Raw genomic sequence first — 21,433 nt, 5'->3', positions numbered from 1 at the left:
ACATTTCGCCGTCGGTGGGCACGTCGGGTGAGGGCGGTCGCGCCGAGGGTGACGGGCGGTGGCCGGGTGCGGTTGGCGGACTTGTCCACAAGTCGGCACCGGTGTGGACAAGTCGGTCTCCGGCGCCGGCGATGCGGGGGTTTTGTCGGAGGGCGCCGATACGCTGGAAGCGGGGGTTCCCCCAGGCAGGGCGGGCTGCTGCGCGGGCGGGCGGAGGTGCCGTGCAGGGGGCGGGGTGCCGCACAGGAGGGCGAGGTGCCGCGCGGGAAGGCGGGGCACTGCACGAACAGGAGCCCACCCGGCGTTCACCGCGCCCGCCGGCAACCAGTGTGCCGCCAGCCCCTCGGCCGTGGCGGACTTTTCCCGCCCTAAGGCACGGCGGGTGCGCACGGTCGCGCCGAAATGACGAGCGATCGCCGGTCAGGGAGGCGGCCGACGAGCTTGTCCACAAGTCGCCACCGGTGTGGACAACTCGGCCGCCTGCCCCGGCGAACCGGAGTTTTCGTCGGAGGGCGCCGATACGCTGAAAGCGGGGGTTCCCCCAGGGAGGGCGGGGTGCTGCGCGGGGGCGGCGCTGCCCGAGAAGGAGTCCACCCGGTGTTCACCGCACCGGCCGGCGGGCGGGGTGCGCCGCGCAGCCGCGGGGCCGGCGGAGTGCACCGCGCAGCCGCGCGGCCGGCGGAGTGCGCCCCGGCCCTCGACCGCGCCACCCACCGCCGTGCCGCGGGGCACACTTCCGCGAACAGGAGTCCACCGGCCGTTCACCGCCCGGTTCGCCCGGATACGCACTTCGGACGCTTGCGACATCAAGGGTGGCGCGAGTACATCCAGGGCACACCCTGTGTGAAAAGAGGTCACCAGATGAAGCGCAAACGTGTCGGCGTACTGGCACTCGCCGGACTGGCGTTGCTGAGCGTCACCGGGCTGGCCGTCGGGTCGGCGAGCGCGGCCACAGCGTCCTCCCCGAGCGGGGGGTCCGCCGATGCGGCCGCGCACGGGCGGGGCCACGATGACCCCGTGATCGTCGGACACCGCGGTGCCCCCGGCTACCGGCCGGAGCACACCCTCGCCTCCTACGAGCTGGCCTACCGGATGGGCGTCAGCTGGGTCGACGTCGACCTCGTGCCCACCAAGGACGGCCAGCTCGTCGCCCGGCACGAGCCGGAGATCGGCGGCACCACCGACGTCGCGAAGCACCCCGAGTTCGCGAACCGCAAGAAGACGCTCGTCATCGACGGCGTCTCCACCACCGGCTGGTTCACCCAGGACTTCACGCTCGCCGAGCTGAAGACCCTGCGCGCGACCGAGCGGATCCCGCAGAACCGCCCGCACAACACGCTCTACAACGGTCGCTACCAGATCGCCACCTTCCAGGAGGTGCTCGACCTGACCAAGCGGCTCGGCAAGGAGCTGCACCGGACGCTCGGCACCTACCCCGAGGTCAAGCACTCGACGTTCTTCCAGTCGATCGGCAACCCGACCGAGCCGAAGCTCGTCTCGCTCCTCAAGCGCAACGGCCTCGACCGGCCGGACGCGCCGGCGATCATCCAGTCGTTCGAGGTGTCGAACCTGATCGACCTGCACAAGCAGGTCCGGACGCCGCTGCTGCAGCTGACCTCGGCGACCGGCGCCCCGGCTGACTTCGTCGCGAAGGGCGACCCGCGGACGTACAAGGATGTCGTGACGCCGAAGGGCCTCAAGGACGTCGCGAAGTACGCGAAGTACCTCGGGCCGGAGAAGGGCCAGATCATCCCGCTCGACGCCGCCGGGAACCTGACCTCGCCGACCGCGCTCGTCGCCGACGCGCACAAGGCGGGCCTGAAGGTGCAGCCGTACACGTTCCGGAACGAAAACCCGTTCCTGCCGGCGAACCTACGCTCGTCGGCCGAGCCGGACGCCTTCGGTGACGTCTTCACCGAGGAGGCCGCGTTCCTCAAGGCCGGCGTCGACGGCTTCTTCGCCGACCAGCCGGACACCGCGCTCGAGTCGCTGCACGCGTTCCTGGGCCGGTAATCGCTTTGCCGTGAAGGGCGCTTTTCGTGGACGCTGAGTCCATGGAAGCGCCCTTTTCCGGTGTCGTGCTGGTCAGCCGCGGCGACGAGACGCTGCTCGCCAAGGCGTCCGGTTACGCGCACATCGCCCACGGCGTCGAAAACACCGTCGACACGCGGTTCGCGATCGCCAGCGGCACCAAGGGGTTCACGGCGCTGGTCGTCGTCGGGCTCATCGCCGAAGGCCGCCTGACGCTCGAAACCACGGCAAGGGAAGTCCTCGGCGACGACCTGCCGCTGATTGACGACCGCGTGACCGTCGAGCACCTGCTGACGCACACGTCCGGCATCGGCGACTACTGCGACGAAGACGAGGACCCGCTGCCGACCCCGCTGCTCGCCACGTCGGCCGACTACCTCGCCGCGCTCGACGGCTACCCGCAGAAGTTCCCGCCGGGCGAACGGTTCAACTACAACAACAGCGCCTTCGCCGTCCTGAGCCTGATCGCCGAACGGATCGCGGGCATACCTTTCGCCGAACTCGTCCATGCCCGCGTGACCGAACCCGCCGGGATGACGGACACGGCGTTCCTGCGTTCGGACGCGCTGCCCGCCCGGACGGCCACCGGCTACCTCGAAGACGGCCGCACCAACGTGTTCAGCCTGCCGGTCGTGGGCTTCGGCGACGGCGGGATCTACAGCTCCGCACCGGACTTCCGGAAGTTCTGGCCCGCGTTCCTCGACGGCCGGATCGTGCCCCGCGAGTGGGTCGACCGGATGCTGCGCGGGGAGCACTACGGCCTCGGTTTCTGGCTGCCAGGGCCGGGCGTGGTCCGGCTGGAAGGCGGCGACCACGGCGTCACGTTCCGGAGCAACCACCAGCCGTCCTCGGGCATCACCGCGACGCTCATCTCGAACGACCACCGAGGTGGCGGGCCCCTGCTCAAGCAGCTGGACGAGTATTTGACGAAGGCTTGACACCCTTCGGGACCAGGGCTACCTTCGGCGAATTCAATGGTCTGGCCGCATACCTTTCAAGAGGTGCCCGATGGATCTTTCCGACCAGCAGACCACCCCCGACCACGCCGACGAAGACAGCGCGCGCCTGCACCAGCTGGGGTACGCCCAAGAGCTCAAACGGACGATGTCCGCGTTCTCCAACTTCGCCGTCTCGTTCACGATCATCTCGATCCTCTCCGGCTGCCTGACGCTCTACGGCTTCGGCATGAAGACCGGCGGACCCGCCGCGATGATCTGGGGCTGGCCGCTGGTCGGGGTGTTCGTCATCCTGGTCGGCCTCGGCATGGCCGAGGTCTGCTCGAGCTACCCGACGGCGGGCGGCCTCTACTACTGGGCGGCGAAGCTCGCGCCGAACAAGTCCGGGCCCGTGTGGTCGTGGTTCACCGGCTGGTTCAACCTCATCGGGCAGATCGCGGTCACCGCCGGCATCGACTTCGGCGCGGCGCTGTTCCTCAACGCGTTCCTCGACCTGCAGTGGGGCTTCACCGCGACGCCGGGGCACACGATCCTGCTGCTCGCGATCATCCTCGTGGTGCACGGCCTGCTGAACACCTTCGGCGTCCGGATCGTCGCGATCCTCAACAACGTCAGCGTGTGGTGGCACCTCATCGGCGTGCTGGTGATCGTCGGCGTGCTGGTCTTCGTGCCGGCCAAGCACCAGGACGCGTCGTTCGTCTTCGGCAGCTTCGTCAACCAGACGGGCTGGGGCTCGGCCTTCTACGTCTTCGCACTGGGATTGCTGGTCGCGCAGTACACGTTGACCGGCTACGACGCGTCGGCGCACATGACGGAGGAGACGAAGAGCGCGGCGACGGCCGGGCCGCGCGGCATCGTCATGTCGATCGTCGTCTCGCTCGTCGCGGGATGGATCCTGCTGATCGGCCTGACGTTCGCGATCCAGGACTACGACGGCGCGGTCGGCTCGGCCACCGGCGTCCCGCCCGCGCAGATCTTCATCGACGCCACCGGCGCGGTCACCGGCAAGTTCCTGCTGCTGATCTGCATCGGCGCGCAGCTGTTCTGCGGGATGGCGTCGGTGACGGCGAACTCGCGGATGATCTACGCGTTCGCCCGCGACGGCGCGATCCCGGGGTCGGGCTTCTGGCACAAGATCAACAAGCGCACGCAGACGCCGACCAACGCCGTGTGGCTCGGCGCCGGCGGCGCGCTGGTGCTGGCCCTGCCGTACCTGTGGAGCACCACGGCTTACGCCGCGGTGACGTCGATCGCGACCGTCGGGCTCTACGTCGCCTACGTGATCCCGGTGTTCCTGCGGGTGCGCCGAGGCGACAGCTTCGAGCGCGGCCCGTGGCACCTCGGCCGCTGGAGCAAGCCGGTCGGCATCATCGCGACGGCGTGGGTCGTCGTGATCTTCGTGCTGTTCATGCTGCCGCAGGTGTCGCCGGTGACGGTGGATTCGTTCAACTACACGCCGATCGCGTTCCTGGTCGTGCTCGGCGGCGCGGCCCTGTGGTGGGTGCTTTCGGCCCGCAAGTGGTTCACGGGCCCGAAGGTCCAGGGCTCGGCCGCCGAGCTCGCCGCGGTGGAGCAGGAGCTCAAGGAACTCGGCTGACGTCCGGCGCGGTTTCCGCCGCTGTGGAGTGGCGGCCGGGACGGACCACCGTCACGGCCGCCGCGCCCAGTGCGCCAACTCCCGCGAACGCGTAGAAGCCCCACGGGTACGCGATTCCGGCCGTCAGCAGCGCGCCGCCGAGGAGCGGGCCCGAAATCGCGCCGATCCGGCCGATGCCCGCCGACCAGCCGAGACCCGTCGCGCGGATCGCGTCCGGGTAGATGCGGCCGATGTACGCGTACACCAGCACCTGGGCGCTGAACACGAAGCAGCCGGTCAGGAACACCGCCGCGTACAGCCCGACGGCGGGCAGCTTCACGCTCAGCAGGGCCAGGAACACCGCACCCGCGCAGAACCACACGATCGCCGACGGCCGGATGCCGACGCGGTCGGCGACCCGGCCCGCCACCAGCAGCCCGACGATGCCGCCGACGTTCAGCGTCAGCAGCAGGCTCAGCGCCGCGCCCAGCGGGTAGCCGGCCTGGCGCATGATCTCCGGCAGCCACGTGTTCAGCCCGTACACCAGCAGCAGCCCCATGAACGACGTCACCCAGAACGCGATCGTCGCGCGCAGCAGGCCGCCGCGGAACAGGCCGGCGACGGCGTGCCCGGCCGACCGCTCGGTCTCGCGGACCCGCTGGAACGACTCGGACTCCGGCAGGAACTTCAGCATCAACGGGATCAGCACGACGGCGGGAATGGCGCCGGCGACGAACATCGCGCGCCAGCCAAGCGGCGAGATCAGCACGATGCCGAGCAGCGCCGTCAGCACCGCGCCGACGTGGTAGCCGGTCATCACCGTGGTCGTCGCACTGCCGGACTTGCCTTGGCGCGCGTACTCCGTGACGAGCGTGATCGCCGTCGGCAGGCAGCCGCCGAGGCCGAGGCCGGCGATGAACCGCAGCAGGCCGAAGATGAACGTCGAAGGCGCGAACGCGCACAGCAGCGTGCAGAGCGAGAACAGCGTCACCGAGATGATCAGCGACTTCCGGCGGCCGATGACGTCGGTGATCGTGCCGATCGCCAGCCCGCCCAGCATCATCCCGGCCAGCCCGACCGTCGAGACGACCGACGCCGTGCCGGGCGTCAGGCCCCAGACGTGGTCGCGCAGCAGCACGGGCAGCACGGTGCCGAGCACGACCAGGTCGAACCCGTCGAGCAGGACGGCGGTCCAGGCCAGGGGCACGACCCAGGAGCGAGTGCCAGGGGACATGGGGAACCTCCGGATGTGCGTCGGTGCACGTGATCCGCACAGGTGTGCGTATTGCGCACAAGTATGCACAGGGGGTCCGACGTTATCCAGGTCACTTCCATTGAGCGGAAGCCGAGCGCAGGGCTTCTACCTGCGGGAAGATCAGGCGGGTGGAAATCCTGACGCTGATGGGCGTGCTCGCCGGCTCGCTGGCCCTGACCGCGCTCGCCCGGCGCTGCAACCTCTCGGCGCCGTTGCTGGTGGTGGTCGTCGCGCTCGGGGTCGCGCTGATCCCCGGCGTCCCGCGGTTCGAGCTGGAACCCGAGCTGGTGCTCACCGTCGTGCTGCCGCCGCTGCTCTACTCGACGTCGCTGGAAAGCTCGTTGACGCACTTCAAGAACAGCCTGCGGCCGATCGTCGCGCTCGGCGTGGTGCTGGTCGCGGTGACCGCGGTGGTCGTCGCGTTCGTCGTGCACCTGCTGCTGCCGGACGTGCCGTTCGCCTCGGCGCTGGTCCTCGGCGCGGTGGTGGCGCCGCCCGACGCGGTGACGGCGGTGGCGATCGGGCGCAAGCTCGGCCTGCCGCGGCGGCTGATGACCGTGCTGACCGGGGAAAGCCTGGTCAACGACGCCGCCGCGCTGACGCTCTACAAGGTCGCGCTCGCCGCGGTCGCGGGCACGGCGGGCTCGGCCGGCCACGGGTTCGCGGTGTTCGGCGTCGCCACCGTGCTCGGCATCGCGGTCGGCCTGGCGATCGGCGCGGCCGTCGTGCTGGTGCGGCGCCTGCTCGACGATCCGCTGATGGAGTCGGCGTTCGGGATCATCGTGCCGTTCGGCGCGTACGTCACCGCGGAGCACCTGCACCCGTTCGGCGAGGAGTTCAGCGGGTCCGGCGTGCTGGCGGTCGTCGCCGCGGGGTTGTACCTGGGCGCGCGCTCGCTCTACGCGTCGCCGGCGACGCGCATGCAGGACAGATCGGTGTGGGCGTCGATCGACGTCATGCTGGAAGCGCTGGTGTTCGCGCTGATGGGGCTGCAGCTGCCGTTCGTGCTCGACGGCGCCGCGCACGCGGCCCGCGACAACGGGACGCTCGCGCTGGTCGCGGTGGTCGTCCTGCTGGTGACGATGGGAGTGCGGATCCCGGCGGTGTTCGTCTTCGCGTACCTACCGCGGGCGATGCGGCTGTTCGGCCGTGGGCGCGAGGCCCCGCCGTGGCGGTCGTTGGCGGTGCTGTCGTGGACGGGCATGCGCGGCGTCGTGACGCTGGCCGCGGCGGCCGGTGTCCCCGCCGAAACCCCGGGACGCGAGGAGATCCAGCTGTTCGCGTTCACCGTGGCGATCGGGACGGTGCTGATCCAGGGGCTGACGCTGCCGCCGCTGATCCGGGTGCTGAAGGTGCAGGACCCGTCGGAGGCATCACGGGACGAAGCCGAGGAACTGGCCGCGCGCGAGGTCGCGAAGAAGGCGGCGCACGACCGGCTGCGCGAGATCAGCCGCGAGCGGCTGGCGTCGCTCGACCTGCCGCCCGAGAAGGTCCAGCGGCTCAAGGAGCGGCTGGAACGACTGGTCGACACGCGCTACCGGTTCGCCGAAGCCACGATCAAGCTCTCGGGCGAGGACCGTCCCGGCACCCCGCAGGCCCAGTTCGCGAAGGCCCGCAAGGAATTGCTGATCATCCAGCGCAAGGCGATGATCGAGGAGAACCGGGCGGGCCGCCTCGACGACGACGTCCTGCAGAAGGTGCTGCGCGAACTGGACCTCGAGGAGATGTCGGTGACGGCGACCCTCACGAACCGATTGAGCTGATGACCTCCCAGGTCCTTTGGCGTTCCGCGCTCGACCGGATTCCGGTCTGGGAGACGAGGACGTCGGTGGCACCGGCGTCGTAGTAGCGCTGGAGCCCTTCCAGGACGGTCTTTTCGTCGCCGATGATGGCGAGGTCGGCCGCGTGGTCGACGCCTTCGACGTCGAGGATCCGCCGGTAGGAGGGGATCTGGCCGTAGAAGGACATCTGCTCGACGGCTTTTTCCCGGACTTTTTCCGGCTCATCGGTGACGATGGCGGGGACGGCGGCGATGATCCGCTTGCCGTCCATGGCAGGCACGATCGTTTCGGAAAGCGCTCTCGGACCGGCGAGGAAGGGCAGGGTGCCGTCGGCGAGTTCGGCGGTGACCTTGAGCGCTTGCGGTCCCATTGCGGCGACGATGATCGGGATGTCGGCGGCGCCGGCCACTGTGGACGGTCCGAGCGGTTTCGCCTGGACGGTTTCGCCATCGAAGTCGACGGCTTCGCCGGCGAAGACCTTCTTGAGGACGGTGAGGTACTCGCGCAGGTGCCGGATGGGCGGCGGGTAGTCGAGGCCGTAGACGGGACCGAGGAAGCCTTTCGAGCCGAGCCCGATGCCGAGGGTGAAGTTCCCGTGCGCGGCGGCTTGCGCGGTCTGCGCGGCGCTCGCGACGAGGAGGGGGTGCCGGGGATAGGTCGGGACGACGGAGGTGCCGACCTCGAGGCCGGGGTTCTCGCGCCCGGCCAGCGCGGCGACGGCGATGGCGTCTTGGCTGAGCGGGAGCTGCGAGAACCAGACGGATTTCAGTCCGGCGTCGGCGGCTTGCCGGGTTTGGGCGAGAAGTTCGTCGACGAGGTTCGGGGCGGTGTCGGTGTCGCCCGAGGGGAGCGTGACTCCGATGGTCATGACCCCAAGTTAACGAGCGGCGCCACCGATTTCCGGCGTCCCAGGACCTGAGATCAACGTCGGCGGCCCAGAAGCCTTCGCAGGGAACGAAGCCGGCCCCGCGGCCGAGTAGTCCCCGCCTGCAGAACCAGTTCGAGCACCGCGGCCTGCTGATCGACGTGCGCGAATCCCGGCGACGCGGTGACCGCGCGCCGCAGGTCCTCCGGGTCGGCGGTGGCGGTGCGGAACCCGGCGACCCGGGTCACGTCGATCGGGCCTCGGCTGTGCGTCTCCACGAAAGGGCTCTCCTGCGGTGTGGCTGCGGTGTCCGTCCTCTCGTTATCGCTCCGTTACCGCCGGCGTTACCGTCTTCGCGTCCCCCGGTCGAGTGCTTCCGCAGCGCCGGCAACCGGGCCGGTGCGCACGGTGGACCCCCTCGCCCCGCCGTGCACACCGGCCCGGACCCCCAGTGGCTCCACGATGGCAGGCGGCTGTACAGGATCGGCACATCCGGGGGAACATCGACTGTTCACGCCACGATCACCGGGAGGGACGTCGTGGAGTTCCTGCTCCTCGGCCCGGTCGAGGTCCGGTCGGGAACCGCGCACCTGCGGTTGTCCTCGCGGCGGCAACGGGCCCTTCTCGCCGCGCTCCTGCTGACGCCCAACGTGGTGGTCTCACCGGCCCGGTTGGTGGAGGTGATCTGGGGTGAGGCGGCGCCACCCTCGGCGCCGGCGAACCTGCGCACCCACGTGGCCCAGCTGCGGCGGCAGCTCGCCGAACTGGAGCCCGGCGCGCGGCGGATCCACGCCAGGGCAGGCGGCTACCTGATCGAAGCCCGGCCCGACGAGATCGATCTCGAACGGTTCGACCGCCTCGCCGTGACCGGCAGGCAAGCACTCCTCGCCGGAGACGGCAAGGTCGCCGCGGAGACGCTGGGGCGCGCCCTGGCGTTGTGGCGGGGACGGCCGCTGGCCAACCTGCCCGCGACCGCGGCCACCGACGGCGAGGCCCATCGGCTGACCGAGCCCCGGCTCGCCGTCGTCGAACACCACTGCCGCGCGCGGCTCGACCTGGGTGCGTGCTCGGAAGTGGCCGGCGAGCTGCATCGGCTGGTCGCCGACCACCCGCTCCGCGAACGGCTGTGGGCGCTGCTGATGCTCGCACTGGCCGGCGCGGGACAACAGGCGGCGGCGCTCGGCGCCTACGACACGATCCGCAGCCGGCTGGCCGCCGAGCTGGGTACCGAACCGGGCTCCGACCTGCGTGCGGCCCATTTGGCCGTGCTGCGGCAGGCAATTCCCGTCACGTCGTCCGTGAGTCCCGCGCAGCTTCCGCGGGCGGCGGCCGGGTTCCACGGACGGCACGCCGAACTGCTGGCTCTCGATCGTCTTCTGCCCGCGGGCGACGGTTCCCGGCTCGCGGTCGTCGTCGGGACGGCGGGGGTCGGCAAGTCGGATCTGGCGATCCAGTGGGCGCACCGCGTCCGCGACCGCTTTCCCGACGGGCAGCTCTACGCCGACCTCCACGGCTCCGCCCGTCCCGGCCTGGTGCTCGGGCGGTTCCTGCGGGCCCTCGGCGTCCCGGCGCGGGAGATCCCGGACGACGTGGACGAAGCCGCCGCGCTGTTCCGGTCCGTGCTGGCGGCCAAGGCCGTGCTCTGCGTTCTCGACGACGCCCTCGATGCCGAGCACGTCCGCCCGTTGCTGCCCGCCGCGCCGCGGTGCATGGTCGTGGCGACCAGCCGCAACCGGCTCGACGGCCTGGTCGCCCTCGACGGCGCGCACCGCCTCGCGCTGGACGTCCTCGGCGCGGCCGACGCGGTGGCCGTCCTCGGGGCCGCGATCGGCCCCGAGCGCGCGGCCCAGGAACCGGCCGCCACCGCCGCACTGGCCGAAACGTGCGCGCGGCTGCCTCTCGCCCTGCGCATCACCGGTGCCCAGATCCGCCACCGGACCGGCCGCCGGGTCGCCGATCACCTAGCCGACCTGCGCGACCACGGCGTACTGGACAGCTTGACCACCGACGGCGACACCAGCGCGCTGCGCGTCGCCTACGACCTCTCCTACGAGGCGCTCGACGCCGCGACCCGCCGCACGTTCCGGCTGCTCGGCCTGGTGCCTGGCCCGGACACGACCGTGCCGGCGGTCGCCGCCCTGATCGACGCCCCGGCTTCGACGGCGGCCCGGCAGCTCGAGCGGCTGGCCTTGGCACACCTCGTCCAGGAGCACGCGCCGGGGCGCTATCGGCTGCACGACCTGCTTCGCGGCTACGCCACCGAACGCGCGCGCACCGATTGCCTCGAAGACGAACGCGACATGGCGACGCACGCGCTGCTCGACCACTACCTCGCCCGCACCGCCGCGGCCGCCGATATCCTTTACCCGTTCGTCCTGCGCATGCCGGAGACCGAGCCGCAGCGGAGCGCGTTCGACAGCGCGGAAAGCGCACTGGCTTGGCTGAGCGCCGAAGTCCACAACCTCGTGGCCGCGATCCGCCGCGCCCACGCAGGCAAGCACCACCTGCTGACCTGGCAGCTCGTCGACGCCCTGCGCGGGCACTGCATGACCACCTGGCTCGCGGAAGCGCCGGAACTCGCCCGGATCGGCCTCGAATCCGCCGAAGCCCTCGGTCTGCCGGACGTGCGGGCGGCCGCGCACAACAACCTCGCGGCCACTCACGCGCTCCGCTACGAGTTCCCGTCCGCCGTCACGCACTTCCAAGCCGCGCTGGCGCTCTACCGCACGGCGCAGGTCCGGCGGGGAGTGACCGGTGTGCTGGGCAACCTGGCCACCGTCCACCTGGACGCCGGTGATCTCGACCGGGCCGACGCTCTCTTCGCGGAGGCGGCCGCACTCGATCCACTGGGTAGCGCGCTCCGCCGGCAAAGTCTCGGCGTCCTCCACGAATACCGCGGCCGGCTGACCGAGGCGGCGACGGCTTACGCCGATCGGGCCGCTGAATCGCACAGTCCGCACGATCTCGTCCTGCTCGCCCGCGTTCACGCGAGGGGAGGCGACTACGACGCCGCGCTGCCCGCCGCGGAAGAGGCCGCGCAGCACGCACGGAGATCCGGCGACCGGTGCACCGAGGCGTACGCACTCGCGGTGCTCGGCACCATCCACGCGGGTACCGGCGATCCCGAGCGCGCCGTTCGCCTCGCCGGAACCGCGCTCGAGTTCGCGCGCGGCACCGGCGTGCCCGGTGCCGAAATCGCGGGGCACGCCGCCCTCGCGGTGAGCCTCCTGGCCGCCGGTCACCACCAGCGTGCGCTCGTCAGCGGCCACCACGCGCTCCGGCTCGCCCGCCGGACCGGCACCCGGTTCGACGAATGCGAAGCACTGATCACGATCGGCCGGATCCACCACGCCGCCGGATCGACGGCGCAAGGCGACCACTACCTCGGATCGGCCCGGCAGCTCGCGGAAACCCACGGCTACCACGGGCTCGCCGGAGCGGTCGCCGAGCCTTCACCCTGAACGGCGAAACCCGGCGGTCGTAATCCCCGCCTCGCCCGCCCGCGCAAGCGCTTCCGCATGCCGGACACCGCCGCTCCCAGGACTTGAGAACCCGCGCGCCTTGCGCGGGATTCGCCCACCCTGTGGTGATCACCGATCACCGAGGAGCACCCATGTCGCTCACCGACGTCATCGAAGGCACCCGCAAGGCCGTCGACGCCGATCCGCACAACGCCGCCGTTTCCTTCTCCGTTGCCAACACCCTCAAGACCGGGACCAGGACCGAAGTGCACGTCCAAGTCCGGGACCACAGCTTCACCGTCGACGAGCCGCCCGCGCTCGGCGGGACCGACCAGGCCGCGAACCCCGTCGAGTACGCGCTCGCCGCCCTCGGGTCCTGCCAGGTCGTCACCTACCAGTTCTGGGCGGCCAAGCGCGGCATTCCGCTCGACTCCGTCAAGGTCACCGTCGACGGCGATCTCGACCTGCACGGCTTCTTCGGCTTCTCCTTCAACACCCGCCCCGGTTTCGGGGACGTGCGTGTGTCCGTGGAGCTCGAAGGGCCGGCGAGCCGGGAGCGCTACGAAGACCTCAAGCGCGAGGTCGACGAGCACTGCCCGGTGCTCGACCTCTTCCGCAACGAGACGCCGGTCAGCACCAAACTGACTTAGACGACAGCGCCTTATACAAACGTGTGCCGGACGATCGTCTGGTCCCGGCCCGGGCCCACGCCGATCGCCGAAATCCGGGCGCCCGACAGCTCTTCCAGGCGCTCGACGTACGCGCGCGCGTTCGCCGGGAGCTCCTCGAACGTGCGGCACGCCGAGATGTCCTCGAACCAGCCCGGGTGCTCTTCGTAGATCGGGATCGCGTGGTGCACGTCGGTCTGGGTCATCGGCATGTCCGGCGTGCGGAAGCCGTCGACCTCGTAGCCGACGCACACCGGGACCTTCTCCAGGCCGGACAGCACGTCCAGCTTCGTGAGGAAGTAGTCGGTGATGCCGTTGACGCGCACCGCGTAGCGCGCGATCACCGCGTCGAACCAGCCCGTGCGGCGCGAACGGCCCGTCGTCACGCCGAACTCGCCGCCCTGCTTGCGCAGGTACTCGCCGGACTCGTCGTGCAGCTCGGTCGGGAACGGGCCCGAGCCGACGCGGGTCGTGTACGCCTTGAGGATGCCGAGGACCGTGGTGATCCGGCCCGGGCCGATGCCCGAGCCCGCGCTCGCGCCGCCGGACGTCGGGTTCGACGACGTCACGAACGGGTACGTGCCGTGGTCGACGTCGAGCAGCGTGCCCTGGGAACCCTCCAGCAGCACCGTTTCGCCGCGTTCGAGGGCCTGGTTGAGCTGCAGGCGCGTGTCGGCGATGCGGTGCGCGAACTTCTCGCCGGCGGCCAGCACCTCGTCGGCGACCTCGTTCGCGTCGAGGGCCTTGCGGTTGTAGACCTTCACCAGCACCTGGTTCTTGAACTCCAGCGCGGCTTCGACCTTCTGGCGGAAGATCTTCTCGTCGAGCAGGTCCTGCACGCGGACGCCGACGCGGGCGATCTTGTCCTGGTAGCACGGGCCGATGCCGCGGCCGGTGGTGCCGATCTTGCGGCTGCCGAGGTAGCGCTCGGTGACTTTGTCGATGGCCACGTGGTACGGCATGATCAGGTGCGCGTCGGCGGAGATCAGCAGCTTGGACGTGTCGACGTCCCGCGCTTCCAGCCCCGAAAGCTCGTCCAGCAGCACACCCGGGTCGACCACCACGCCGTTGCCGATGACGTTCGTCACGCCCGGCGTCAGGATGCCCGAAGGGATGAGGTGCAGGGCGAAGTTCTCGCCGTTCGGCAGGACGACCGTGTGACCGGCGTTGTTGCCGCCCTGGTAGCGGACGACCCACTGGACGCGGTCACCCATCAGGTCGGTGGCCTTGCCCTTGCCTTCGTCTCCCCATTGGGCACCGATGAGCACGATGGCCGGCATGTGACACTCCAGGTGTTCGACGACTGAGGTTTAGTGTCCCGGACGGACACCGGTGGCGCTGACGAAATGCCGGTGCATGACTGTAACGGAGGACCTGCGGGTGCGCGGAATCGTGGTGGCCTGTGGTGACGGCGCGGCCGGCTTCGAAGAAGTCGACGACGTCGAATCCGTCCGCGTACCCAGCCGGCCCGGCAAGGCGGAAATCGACCCCTTGCTGGGCGAACACGATCACCTGGTCGTGTCGGGCACGGACGCGGATCTCGCCGCGGTCGTCTTGCGCCTGCTGCGGAAGGACGCGCTCTCCGGCGTGTCGGTCGGGTACGTGCCGTCGTCGCCGGACTCCTCGGTCGCCGCGCTCTGGAACCTGCCGAAGACGCCGCTGCAGGCCGTCGCGCTCGCGCTGCGCGGCGAGGTCGACCCGGTGCCGCTGATCCGCGACGACGTCGGCGGCGTGCTCGTCGGGCGCGGCGAGCTGCGGCTGGTGCGCGGGGTGGCCTACGCCGACGAGCAGGTCGCGCTGCGCGGGCCCGCGTCCTCGGTCGAGGTGACGCCGGACCCGGGCGGTCCCGGCCTGGCGATCCGCGTCGTGAAGGGCACCATCTTCAAGCGGCCGACGACGTTCTCCGCGCGCGCGTTCCAGATCGGGTGCATCCCGACGCGGCCCGTCAGCGACGACGTCGTCCACGAGCGCGCTGTGAACAAGTGGACCTGGTACCGGCACACGCAAGACCTTCGGCTGGTCCGCGGACCGGCCTGACCTGCTAGTTTCACGGCTGAGTGACCGTGGCGCAACTAAGCGTTCACCAACGGGCAGCAACATGTCACCTATACGTGTTGCACACGCCACTCCGGTGTATCAGGGTTAGCTGTCCCCGTACCTGAACCGGAGGCAGCAAAATGCCAACCAGGCGTGCTGTTCGTCATTCGTTCACCATTCTCGCGGCCACCGCCGTGCTCTCCGGGACGCTGGTCAGCGTCGCCGAGGCCACCCCGCCGGGCATCCCGTCGGCTTCGACGGCGAAGACCGAGCTCGCGTCCCTGACCGTCAAGGCCGACGGTTCGCAGACCGGCTACAGCCGCGACAAGTTCCCGCACTGGATCGACCAGGGCAACAGCTGCAACACGCGGGAAGTGGTGCTGAAGCGCGACGGCACGAACGTCGCCACCGGCTCGGACTGCGCGCCGACGTCCGGCAGCTGGAAGAGCCCGTACGACGGCGCGACCTGGACCGCCGCGTCCGATGTGGACATCGACCACGTCGTGCCGCTGGCCGCCGCGTGGCGCACCGGCGCGTCGTCGTGGACGACCGCGCAGCGCCAGGCGTACGCGAACGACTTGACCGACCCGCAGCTGATCGCCGTGACGGACAACGTGAACCAGGAGAAGGGCGACAAGTCGCCCGACCAGTGGAAGCCGCCGCTCACGAGCTACTGGTGCACCTACGCGAAGATGTGGACCGCGGTGAAGTACAAGTTCAAGCTGACGATCAGCACGGCGGAGAAGAGCGCGCTGACGGACATGCTTGGCCGCTGCTGATCGCTGTCAAGGCCGAATTCTTGCGGTGTCAGGGATTGGGACCGCGGTTCGCCTGATGGGACGGCCTTCAGCGCGTGGTTAGCGTCGCCGGTTGAAGACGCAACCGCTCCCCGCTGGAGGCCGTCCGGTGTCCCCACTCTTCCGCGCCCGCAACGCCGCGGCCCTGCTCGCCCTGCCGATCCTGCTCACCGCCTGCTCCGCCGCCGGCACCGAAGAAACCGCTTCCGGGCCGCCGAAACCCGGTGGCACGCTGCGGCTGGGCATCTCGTCCGCGCCCGACTGCATCGACCCGCAGCAGGCCGCCACGAACGCGTCCATCAACGTCGGCCGCCAGCTCGTCGACTCGCTGACCGACCAGGACCCGAAGACCGGCGAGATCAAGCCGTGGCTGGCCGAGAAGTGGGAGATCAACGCCGATTCGACGGCGTTCACCTTCCACCTGCGCGCCGGCGCGACGTTCTCCGACGGCAGCCCGGTCGACGCCGCCGCGGTCAAGACCAGCTTCGACGCGATCAAGGCCCTCGGCACGAAAGCTCAGCTCGGCTACGGCTACCTCGCCGCGTACAAGGCGTCGACGGTCGTCGACCCGCAGACCGTGCGGCTGGACTTTTCCGCGCCCAGCGCGCAGTTCCTGCAGGCCAGCTCGACGATGTCGCTCGGCCTCCTCGCGCCCGCCGCGTTCAAGAAGACGCCGGAGCAGCGCTGCCAGGGCAACGGACTGATCGGCTCCGGACCGTTCGTCTTCGAAAGCCTCAAGCAGAACCAGGAGATCGTCCTGGCCAAGCGCACGGGCTACAACTGGGGTTCGTCGCTGTTCAAGCACCAGGGCGAGGCCTACCTCGACAAGATCGACTACAAGATCGTGCCCGAGCCCGGCGTCCGCACCGGCAGCCTCGCCTCCGGCCAGCTCGACGCGGCCACCGACATCCAGCCGGTCGACGAGCCGCAGTTCACCGGCAACGGCTTCAGCGAGAACATCCGGCCGAACCCCGGTGTCGTGTTCAACCTGCACGCCAACACCACCCGCGGCGTGCTCACCGACGAGAAGGTGCGCCAGGCCGTGCTCAAGGGCGTGGACCGCACCGAGGTCGTGAACACCGTGCTGACCCCGAGCTACAAGGCCGCCACCAGCATCCTCGGCTCAGCGACCCCGCTGGTCGGCGACTTCTCGCAGCAGCTCGCGTACGACCAGAAGGGCGCGGCCGCGCTGCTGGACGCCGCCGGCTGGGTGCCCGGTCCCGACGGGATCCGCGTCAAGAACGGGCAGCCGCTGAGCGCGTCCGTCGTGTTCTCGCCGGTGTTCAACCAGAACCGCAGCGTGCTGGAGCTGGTCCAGCAGCAGCTCCGCAAGATCGGCTTCGACCTGCGGATCGAGCAGCACACGACGGCCGAGACCACGCAGATCCAGCTGTCCGGCAACTACGACTTCCTCTGGTACAACGTCACGCGCGCCGACCCGGACATCCTGCGCGGCCAGTTCTCCACCAAGGCGGGCAACCGCAGCAAGCTGACGCCGGGCAACCCCCTGGACGTCGCGCTCGACGCTCAGTCGTCCACTGTGGACACCGCCAAGCGCAAGCCGTCCGCCGACGAGGTGCAGAAGCTCATCATCGACCACGCCTACGCGGTGCCGGTGTTCGAGCTGACCCAGGTCGTCGCGCTCAGCTCGAAGGCGCACGCCGTCGACTTCGAAGCGTCGTCGCGGCTGCAGCTGTTCGACGCGTGGCTGTCGTGAGGCGTTACCTCCTCCGCCGCGTCGGGCAGGCGGTGTTCGTGCTGTGGGCGGCGTTCACGCTGTCGTTCCTGATCCTCTACCTGCTGCCGGGTGACGCCGTTTCGGCGAAGCTCGCCAGCAGCGACGCGGGTTCGGCGGCCACGCCCGAGCAGCTCGCCGCCGCCCGCGCGGAGTACGGCCTCGACTCGCCCTTGCCGGTCCAGTACCTGAAACGGCTGGTCTCGGCGCTGCACGGCGACTTCGGGCGCAGCGTCGCGACCGGCGACGACGCGTCGCACATGGTCGTCACGGCGTTGCCGCCGACGCTCGCCGTGACGAGCCTGGCGCTCGTGTTCGCGGTGTTGTTCGGCGGCGGGTCGGCGGTCCTCGGCACGTTCACGCGGTTCCGCTGGCTGCGGCAGGCGCTGTTGTCGTTGCCGTCGCTGGCCATCTCGCTGCCGCCGTTCTGGGTCGGGCTGCTGCTGATCCAGTTCTTCTCGTTCCGCCTGCGGCTGCTGCCCGCGCTGGGCACGCAGGGGTTCTCCGCGGTGATCCTGCCCGCGATCACGCTGGCCCTGCCGACCGGCGCGATCATCGGGCAGGTGCTGGCGAAGAGCCTGGCGACGCAGCAGGAAGAGCCGTACGCGGAGATCGCGGCGGCCAAGGGGGCGAGCCGTTGGCGTGTCCACTTCGGACACCTACTGCGCAACGCGGCCGTGCCGACGCTGACCGTCGCCGGCGTCGTGGCGGGCAACCTCGTCGCGGGCTCGGTGATCACCGAGACGGTGTTCTCCCGCGACGGCGTCGGCCGGATCACCGCGGCCGCCGTCACCGCGCAGGACGTCCCGGTCGTGCAGGCGGTGATCGTGCTGGCCGCGCTGGTGTTCGTGGTCCTCAACCTGGTCGTCGACCTGCTGTACCCGCTGCTCGACCCGCGCATCGCCCGGACGCCGGAGGTGGCCCGTGGTTGACCTCGCCGTTCAAAAGCGGAGCTTTCACGTGAAAGCTCCGCCCGGGCTGGTGCTCGCGGTGGTGGTGCTCGCGTTCGTGCTGCTCGCGGCCTTCGTGCCGGGCCTGCTGACCGGGTACGACCCGATCACCGGCGTCCCGGCCGAACGGCTGCAGGGACCATCGCTGCACCACCTGTTCGGCACCGACGAAACCGGCCGGGACGTCTACGCGCGCGTGATCCACGGCGCGTCGCTCTCGCTGCGGGCCACCGCGATCGCCGTGCTGGTGGCGCTGATCGCGGGTTCGGCACTGGGCCTGCTGGCCGGGTTCCGCGGCGGCTGGGCGGACACGGCGATCATGCGGGTCGTCGACGTCTTCCTGGCCATCCCGCCGATCCTGCTGTCGCTGGCCCTGGTCACGGCGCTGGGCTTCGGCACGACGAACGTCGCGATCGCCGTCGGCATCGCGAACCTGGCGTCCTTCGCGCGGGTCATGCGCGCGGAGGTGCTTCGCGTGCGAAACGGCGTGTACGTCGAAGCGGCCCGCGCGTCCGGCGTGCGCTGGTCGGGGGTGCTGCTGCGGCACGTCCTGCCGAACGCGGCGGGGCCGGTGCTCGCCTTGGCGACTTTGACGCTGGGGACGGCCGTGCTGGAGGTGTCGGCGCTGAGCTTCCTCGGCTTCGGCGCGACGCCGCCGACGCCGGAGTGGGGCTCGCTGGTCGCGGGCGGGCGCAGCTTCCTGGCCACCGCGTGGTGGATGACGACGTTCCCGGGCCTGACGGTCGCGGCGGTGGTGCTCGCCGCGAACCGGCTGTCCCGCGCGCTGGACGGAGGAGATCGATGAGCCTGCTGCGGATTTCGGACCTGGCCGTGTCGTACAAGGGGATTCCGGCCGTGCGTGACGTCGGGTTCGACGTCGGCGCCGGCGAAGTGGTCGCCGTCGTCGGCGAATCGGGCTCGGGCAAGTCGACGACCGCGCATGCGGCGATCGGCCTGCTGCCCCGCGGCGGCCGCGTCGACGGCGGTTCGATCACCTTCGACGGCCGCGACCTGCTTTCGCTGTCACCTCGGCAATGGCGGTCGGTGCGCGGGCGCGAGATCGCGCTGGTGCCGCAGGACCCGGCGGTGTCGCTGAACCCGGTGCACCGGATCGGCGACCAGGTCGCGGAGGTGCTGAAGATCCACGGCCTGGCGGACCGGCGTTCGGCGTCGCTGGAAGCGATTTCCCTGCTGGAGCGCGCGGGCGTCCCGGAACCGTCGTTGCGCGCCCGGCAGTACCCGCACCAGCTGTCGGGCGGGTTGCGGCAGCGCGTGCTGATCGCGGCCGCGCTGGCCGGGCAACCGAAGCTGATCATCGCGGACGAGCCGACGTCGGCGCTGGACGTCACGGTCCAGCGGCGCATCCTCGACCACCTGACGTCGCTGGCCGCCGAGTCGGGGACGGCGATCCTGCTGATCACGCACGACCTCGGCGTCGCGGCGGATCGGGCGTCGCGGATCGTGGTGCTGTCCCAGGGGTCGGTGGTCGAGGAGGGTTCGTCGGTGGTCAGCGCGCCGACGCACCCGTACACGCGGCAGCTGATCGCGGCGGCGCCGAGCCTGTCGAGCACGCTGCGTCCGCCCGCGCCGGTTGCTTCGCCGATCGTGTCCGTGCGGGACCTCGCGAAGTCGTTCGACAGCATCCGCGCTGTCGACGGCGTTTCGTTCGACATCCCGCGCGGCCAGACGCTGGCGCTGGTGGGCGAGTCGGGTTCCGGCAAGTCGACGACGGCCCGTCTTCTCTTGCGGTTGGAGACGCCGTCGTCCGGATCGGTGTCGTTCGACGGCCAGGACATCACCGGGGTGTCCGGCGAGGAGCTGCGACGGCTGCGGCGGCGGATGCAGATCGTGTACCAGAACCCGTACGCGTCGCTGAACCCGAAGCTCTCGATCGAGGACGTCGTCGGGGAGCCGTTGCGCGCGTTCGGGCTGCCGCGCACTTCGGTCCCGTCGTTGCTCGACCAGGTGGCGTTGCCGGCGTCGGTGGCGCGTCGCAAGCCGGCGGAGCTGTCGGGCGGCCAGCGCCAGCGGGTGGCGATCGCCCGCGCGCTGGCGTTGCGCCCGGACCTGGTGGTGTGCGACGAACCGGTGTCGGCGCTGGACGTTTCGGTGCAGGCCCAGATCTTGGCGTTGCTGGCGGAGTTGCAGTCTTCGCTGGGGTTGTCGTACCTGTTCATTTCCCACGATTTGGCGGTGGTGCGGCAGATCGCGGACCAGGTGGGTGTGATGCGCTCGGGTCAGCTGGTGGAGCTGGGGCCGGTCGCGCAGGTGCTGGAGGACCCTCAGGCGGAGTACACGAAGGAGCTGCTGGCGGCGATTCCGGGGCGGTCGGTCCAGGAGGTGGGCTGAGACAGGAAACCGGACAGAACCAGCGGTGGGTGTTTCCCCAACCACCCACTGCGACGTATGGTCTGGACCATGCGGAGGATCGGCGTGGCCTTCGTGGCCTTGGTGCTGATGATTTCGGGTGCGGTGCCGGCTTCGGCCGCCGCCGGGCGCAGGGTTGTCGTCTACTACCAGACCATCTACAACGGGTCCTCCTACGTCTCGCCGCTTCCCCTGCGCGACGCCGGGGCCACGGACGTCATCGTCGGGGCCGTCCACCTCGACGCCAACAGCGTCGTCCACCTCAACGACGATCCCCCGAACGCCGCCAAGTTCACGCGGATGTGGCAGGACCTCGCCACCCTGCGCAGCCAGGGTGTGCACGTCCTCGCGTTCGTCGGCGGGGCCGCCGCGGGCAGCTTCCAGCGGCTCGAAACCCAGTTCGACACCTACTACCCGGTGCTGCGGAACCTCATCCGCACCTACTCGCTCTCCGGCATCGACCTCGACATCGAAGAGCACATGTCGAACGGCGCCCTCAACAAGCTGATCGACGCGTTGCGCGCCGACTTCGGCAGCTCGTTCCTGATCACCCTCGCCCCGGTCGCCACCGAACTCAGCGGCGGCGGCGGCCTCTCCGGCCTCAACTACGACACGCTCTACCGCGACCGCGGCGCGCAGATCTCCTGGTTCAACGCGCAGTTCTACTGCGGCTGGGGCTCCCTTTCCAGCACCTCCGGCTACGACAACATCATCCGCCGCGGGGTCGTGCCCGCGAGCAAGGTCGTCGCCGGGACCGTGACCAACCCCGCCAACTGCAGCGGGTACGTCGCCATGTCGACCCTCCAGTCGACCGTGCGGAGCCTCAAGAGCAAGTACGCGGACTTCGGCGGCATCGACGGCTGGGAGTACTTCAACTCCCTGCCCGGCGGGACGACGGCGCCGCAGCAGTGGGTGCAGCAAATCGCTCCGGTCGTCAAGGGCTGAGCAGTACGC

Annotated in this window: 17 protein-coding genes; 13 read left to right on the top strand and 4 right to left on the bottom strand. The window is 70.3% G+C overall.

Going from position 1 to position 21,433, the window contains the following annotated elements; translation table 11 throughout:
• Positions 1-861: 861 nt before the first annotated feature.
• The 3 genes from ACIQWX_RS07085 (at position 862) to ACIQWX_RS07075 (ending at position 4,584) form a co-directional block, all read left to right on the top strand.
• Positions 862-2,013 carry a glycerophosphodiester phosphodiesterase gene (locus ACIQWX_RS07085; RefSeq protein ID WP_400866732.1) on the top strand — a complete coding sequence of 384 codons (1,152 nt, stop codon included), beginning with the start codon at positions 862-864 and terminating at the stop codon, positions 2,011-2,013.
• 41 nt (positions 2,014-2,054) lie between these two features.
• On the top strand, positions 2,055-2,969 hold the full coding sequence (locus tag ACIQWX_RS07080) for a serine hydrolase domain-containing protein (protein ID WP_400866729.1): 915 nt from the start codon (positions 2,055-2,057) through the stop codon (positions 2,967-2,969).
• Between the two features lie 70 nt (positions 2,970-3,039).
• The gene (locus tag ACIQWX_RS07075) at positions 3,040-4,584 is read left to right on the top strand and encodes an amino acid permease (protein WP_400866726.1); all 1,545 of its coding nucleotides are present in this window, start codon (positions 3,040-3,042) and stop codon (positions 4,582-4,584) included.
• On the opposite strand, the gene ACIQWX_RS07070 is transcribed toward ACIQWX_RS07075, so the two are convergent.
• Positions 4,568-5,797: an MFS transporter gene (locus tag ACIQWX_RS07070; RefSeq protein WP_400866724.1), complete on the bottom strand. Its 1,230-nt coding sequence runs from the start codon at positions 5,795-5,797 to the stop codon at positions 4,568-4,570. The two genes, ACIQWX_RS07075 and ACIQWX_RS07070, sit on opposite strands and share 17 nt — an antisense overlap.
• Before the next feature lie 149 nt (positions 5,798-5,946).
• Here ACIQWX_RS07070 and ACIQWX_RS07065 point away from each other — a divergent pair, with 149 nt between their 5' ends.
• Positions 5,947-7,581 (top strand): cation:proton antiporter, encoded by a 1,635-nt coding sequence (locus ACIQWX_RS07065; protein ID WP_400866721.1) that lies wholly within the window; start codon positions 5,947-5,949, stop codon positions 7,579-7,581.
• On the opposite strand, the gene ACIQWX_RS07060 is transcribed toward ACIQWX_RS07065, so the two are convergent.
• Positions 7,562-8,467, bottom strand: coding sequence for a TIGR03564 family F420-dependent LLM class oxidoreductase (locus tag ACIQWX_RS07060; protein ID WP_400866718.1), 906 nt, complete (start codon positions 8,465-8,467; stop codon positions 7,562-7,564). The genes ACIQWX_RS07065 and ACIQWX_RS07060 overlap by 20 nt on opposite strands.
• Before the next feature lie 53 nt (positions 8,468-8,520).
• The gene (locus ACIQWX_RS07055) at positions 8,521-8,742 is read right to left on the bottom strand and encodes a hypothetical protein (protein WP_400866715.1); all 222 of its coding nucleotides are present in this window, start codon (positions 8,740-8,742) and stop codon (positions 8,521-8,523) included.
• Positions 8,743-9,003: 261 nt separating this feature from the next.
• On the opposite strand from ACIQWX_RS07055, the gene ACIQWX_RS07050 reads away from it, so the two are divergent.
• Both ACIQWX_RS07050 and ACIQWX_RS07045 read left to right on the top strand, forming a co-directional pair.
• Positions 9,004-11,925 (top strand): BTAD domain-containing putative transcriptional regulator, encoded by a 2,922-nt coding sequence (locus ACIQWX_RS07050; RefSeq protein WP_400866712.1) that lies wholly within the window; start codon positions 9,004-9,006, stop codon positions 11,923-11,925.
• Positions 11,926-12,077: 152 nt separating this feature from the next.
• On the top strand, positions 12,078-12,575 hold the full coding sequence (locus ACIQWX_RS07045) for an OsmC family protein (protein ID WP_400866709.1): 498 nt from the start codon (positions 12,078-12,080) through the stop codon (positions 12,573-12,575).
• 11 nt (positions 12,576-12,586) lie between these two features.
• Here the strand turns inward: ACIQWX_RS07045 and ACIQWX_RS07040 are convergent, their stop codons facing one another.
• Positions 12,587-13,873: an adenylosuccinate synthase gene (locus tag ACIQWX_RS07040; protein ID WP_372667303.1), complete on the bottom strand. Its 1,287-nt coding sequence runs from the start codon at positions 13,871-13,873 to the stop codon at positions 12,587-12,589.
• A 76-nt stretch (positions 13,874-13,949) separates the two neighbouring features.
• On the opposite strand from ACIQWX_RS07040, the gene ACIQWX_RS07035 reads away from it, so the two are divergent.
• The 7 genes from ACIQWX_RS07035 to ACIQWX_RS07005 all read left to right on the top strand — a co-directional run bounded on the left by ACIQWX_RS07035 (position 13,950) and on the right by ACIQWX_RS07005 (position 21,424).
• A complete protein-coding gene (locus ACIQWX_RS07035) occupies positions 13,950-14,630 on the top strand; it encodes a hypothetical protein (protein WP_400866706.1) in 681 nt (226 codons plus the stop codon).
• 140 nt (positions 14,631-14,770) lie between these two features.
• Positions 14,771-15,409: an HNH endonuclease family protein gene (locus ACIQWX_RS07030; protein WP_400866703.1), complete on the top strand. Its 639-nt coding sequence runs from the start codon at positions 14,771-14,773 to the stop codon at positions 15,407-15,409.
• A 127-nt stretch (positions 15,410-15,536) separates the two neighbouring features.
• On the top strand, positions 15,537-17,144 hold the full coding sequence (locus ACIQWX_RS07025; RefSeq protein ID WP_400866700.1) for an ABC transporter substrate-binding protein: 1,608 nt from the start codon (positions 15,537-15,539) through the stop codon (positions 17,142-17,144).
• Entirely contained in the window at positions 17,141-18,094 is a 954-nt protein-coding gene (locus ACIQWX_RS07020; RefSeq protein WP_400866697.1) for an ABC transporter permease, read from the top strand. Before ACIQWX_RS07025 ends, ACIQWX_RS07020 begins: the two co-directional genes overlap by 4 nt.
• A gap of 28 nt (positions 18,095-18,122) precedes the next feature.
• Positions 18,123-18,917, top strand: a complete 795-nt coding sequence (locus ACIQWX_RS07015; RefSeq protein ID WP_400866694.1) for an ABC transporter permease — start codon at positions 18,123-18,125, stop codon at positions 18,915-18,917.
• Positions 18,914-20,461 (top strand): dipeptide ABC transporter ATP-binding protein, encoded by a 1,548-nt coding sequence (locus ACIQWX_RS07010; RefSeq protein WP_400866691.1) that lies wholly within the window; start codon positions 18,914-18,916, stop codon positions 20,459-20,461. The genes ACIQWX_RS07015 and ACIQWX_RS07010 overlap by 4 nt, the downstream gene beginning before the upstream one ends.
• 69 nt (positions 20,462-20,530) lie before the next feature.
• On the top strand, positions 20,531-21,424 hold the full coding sequence (locus ACIQWX_RS07005; protein WP_400866688.1) for a glycosyl hydrolase family 18 protein: 894 nt from the start codon (positions 20,531-20,533) through the stop codon (positions 21,422-21,424).
• Positions 21,425-21,433 lie beyond the last annotated feature (9 nt).

This window comes from Amycolatopsis sp. NPDC098790, assembly GCF_044759945.1.
In the GTDB taxonomy this organism is placed as follows: domain Bacteria; phylum Actinomycetota; class Actinomycetes; order Mycobacteriales; family Pseudonocardiaceae; genus Amycolatopsis.
Note: the sequence above shows the minus strand (reverse complement) of the source record. Positions and strands in the feature narration are given on the sequence as shown.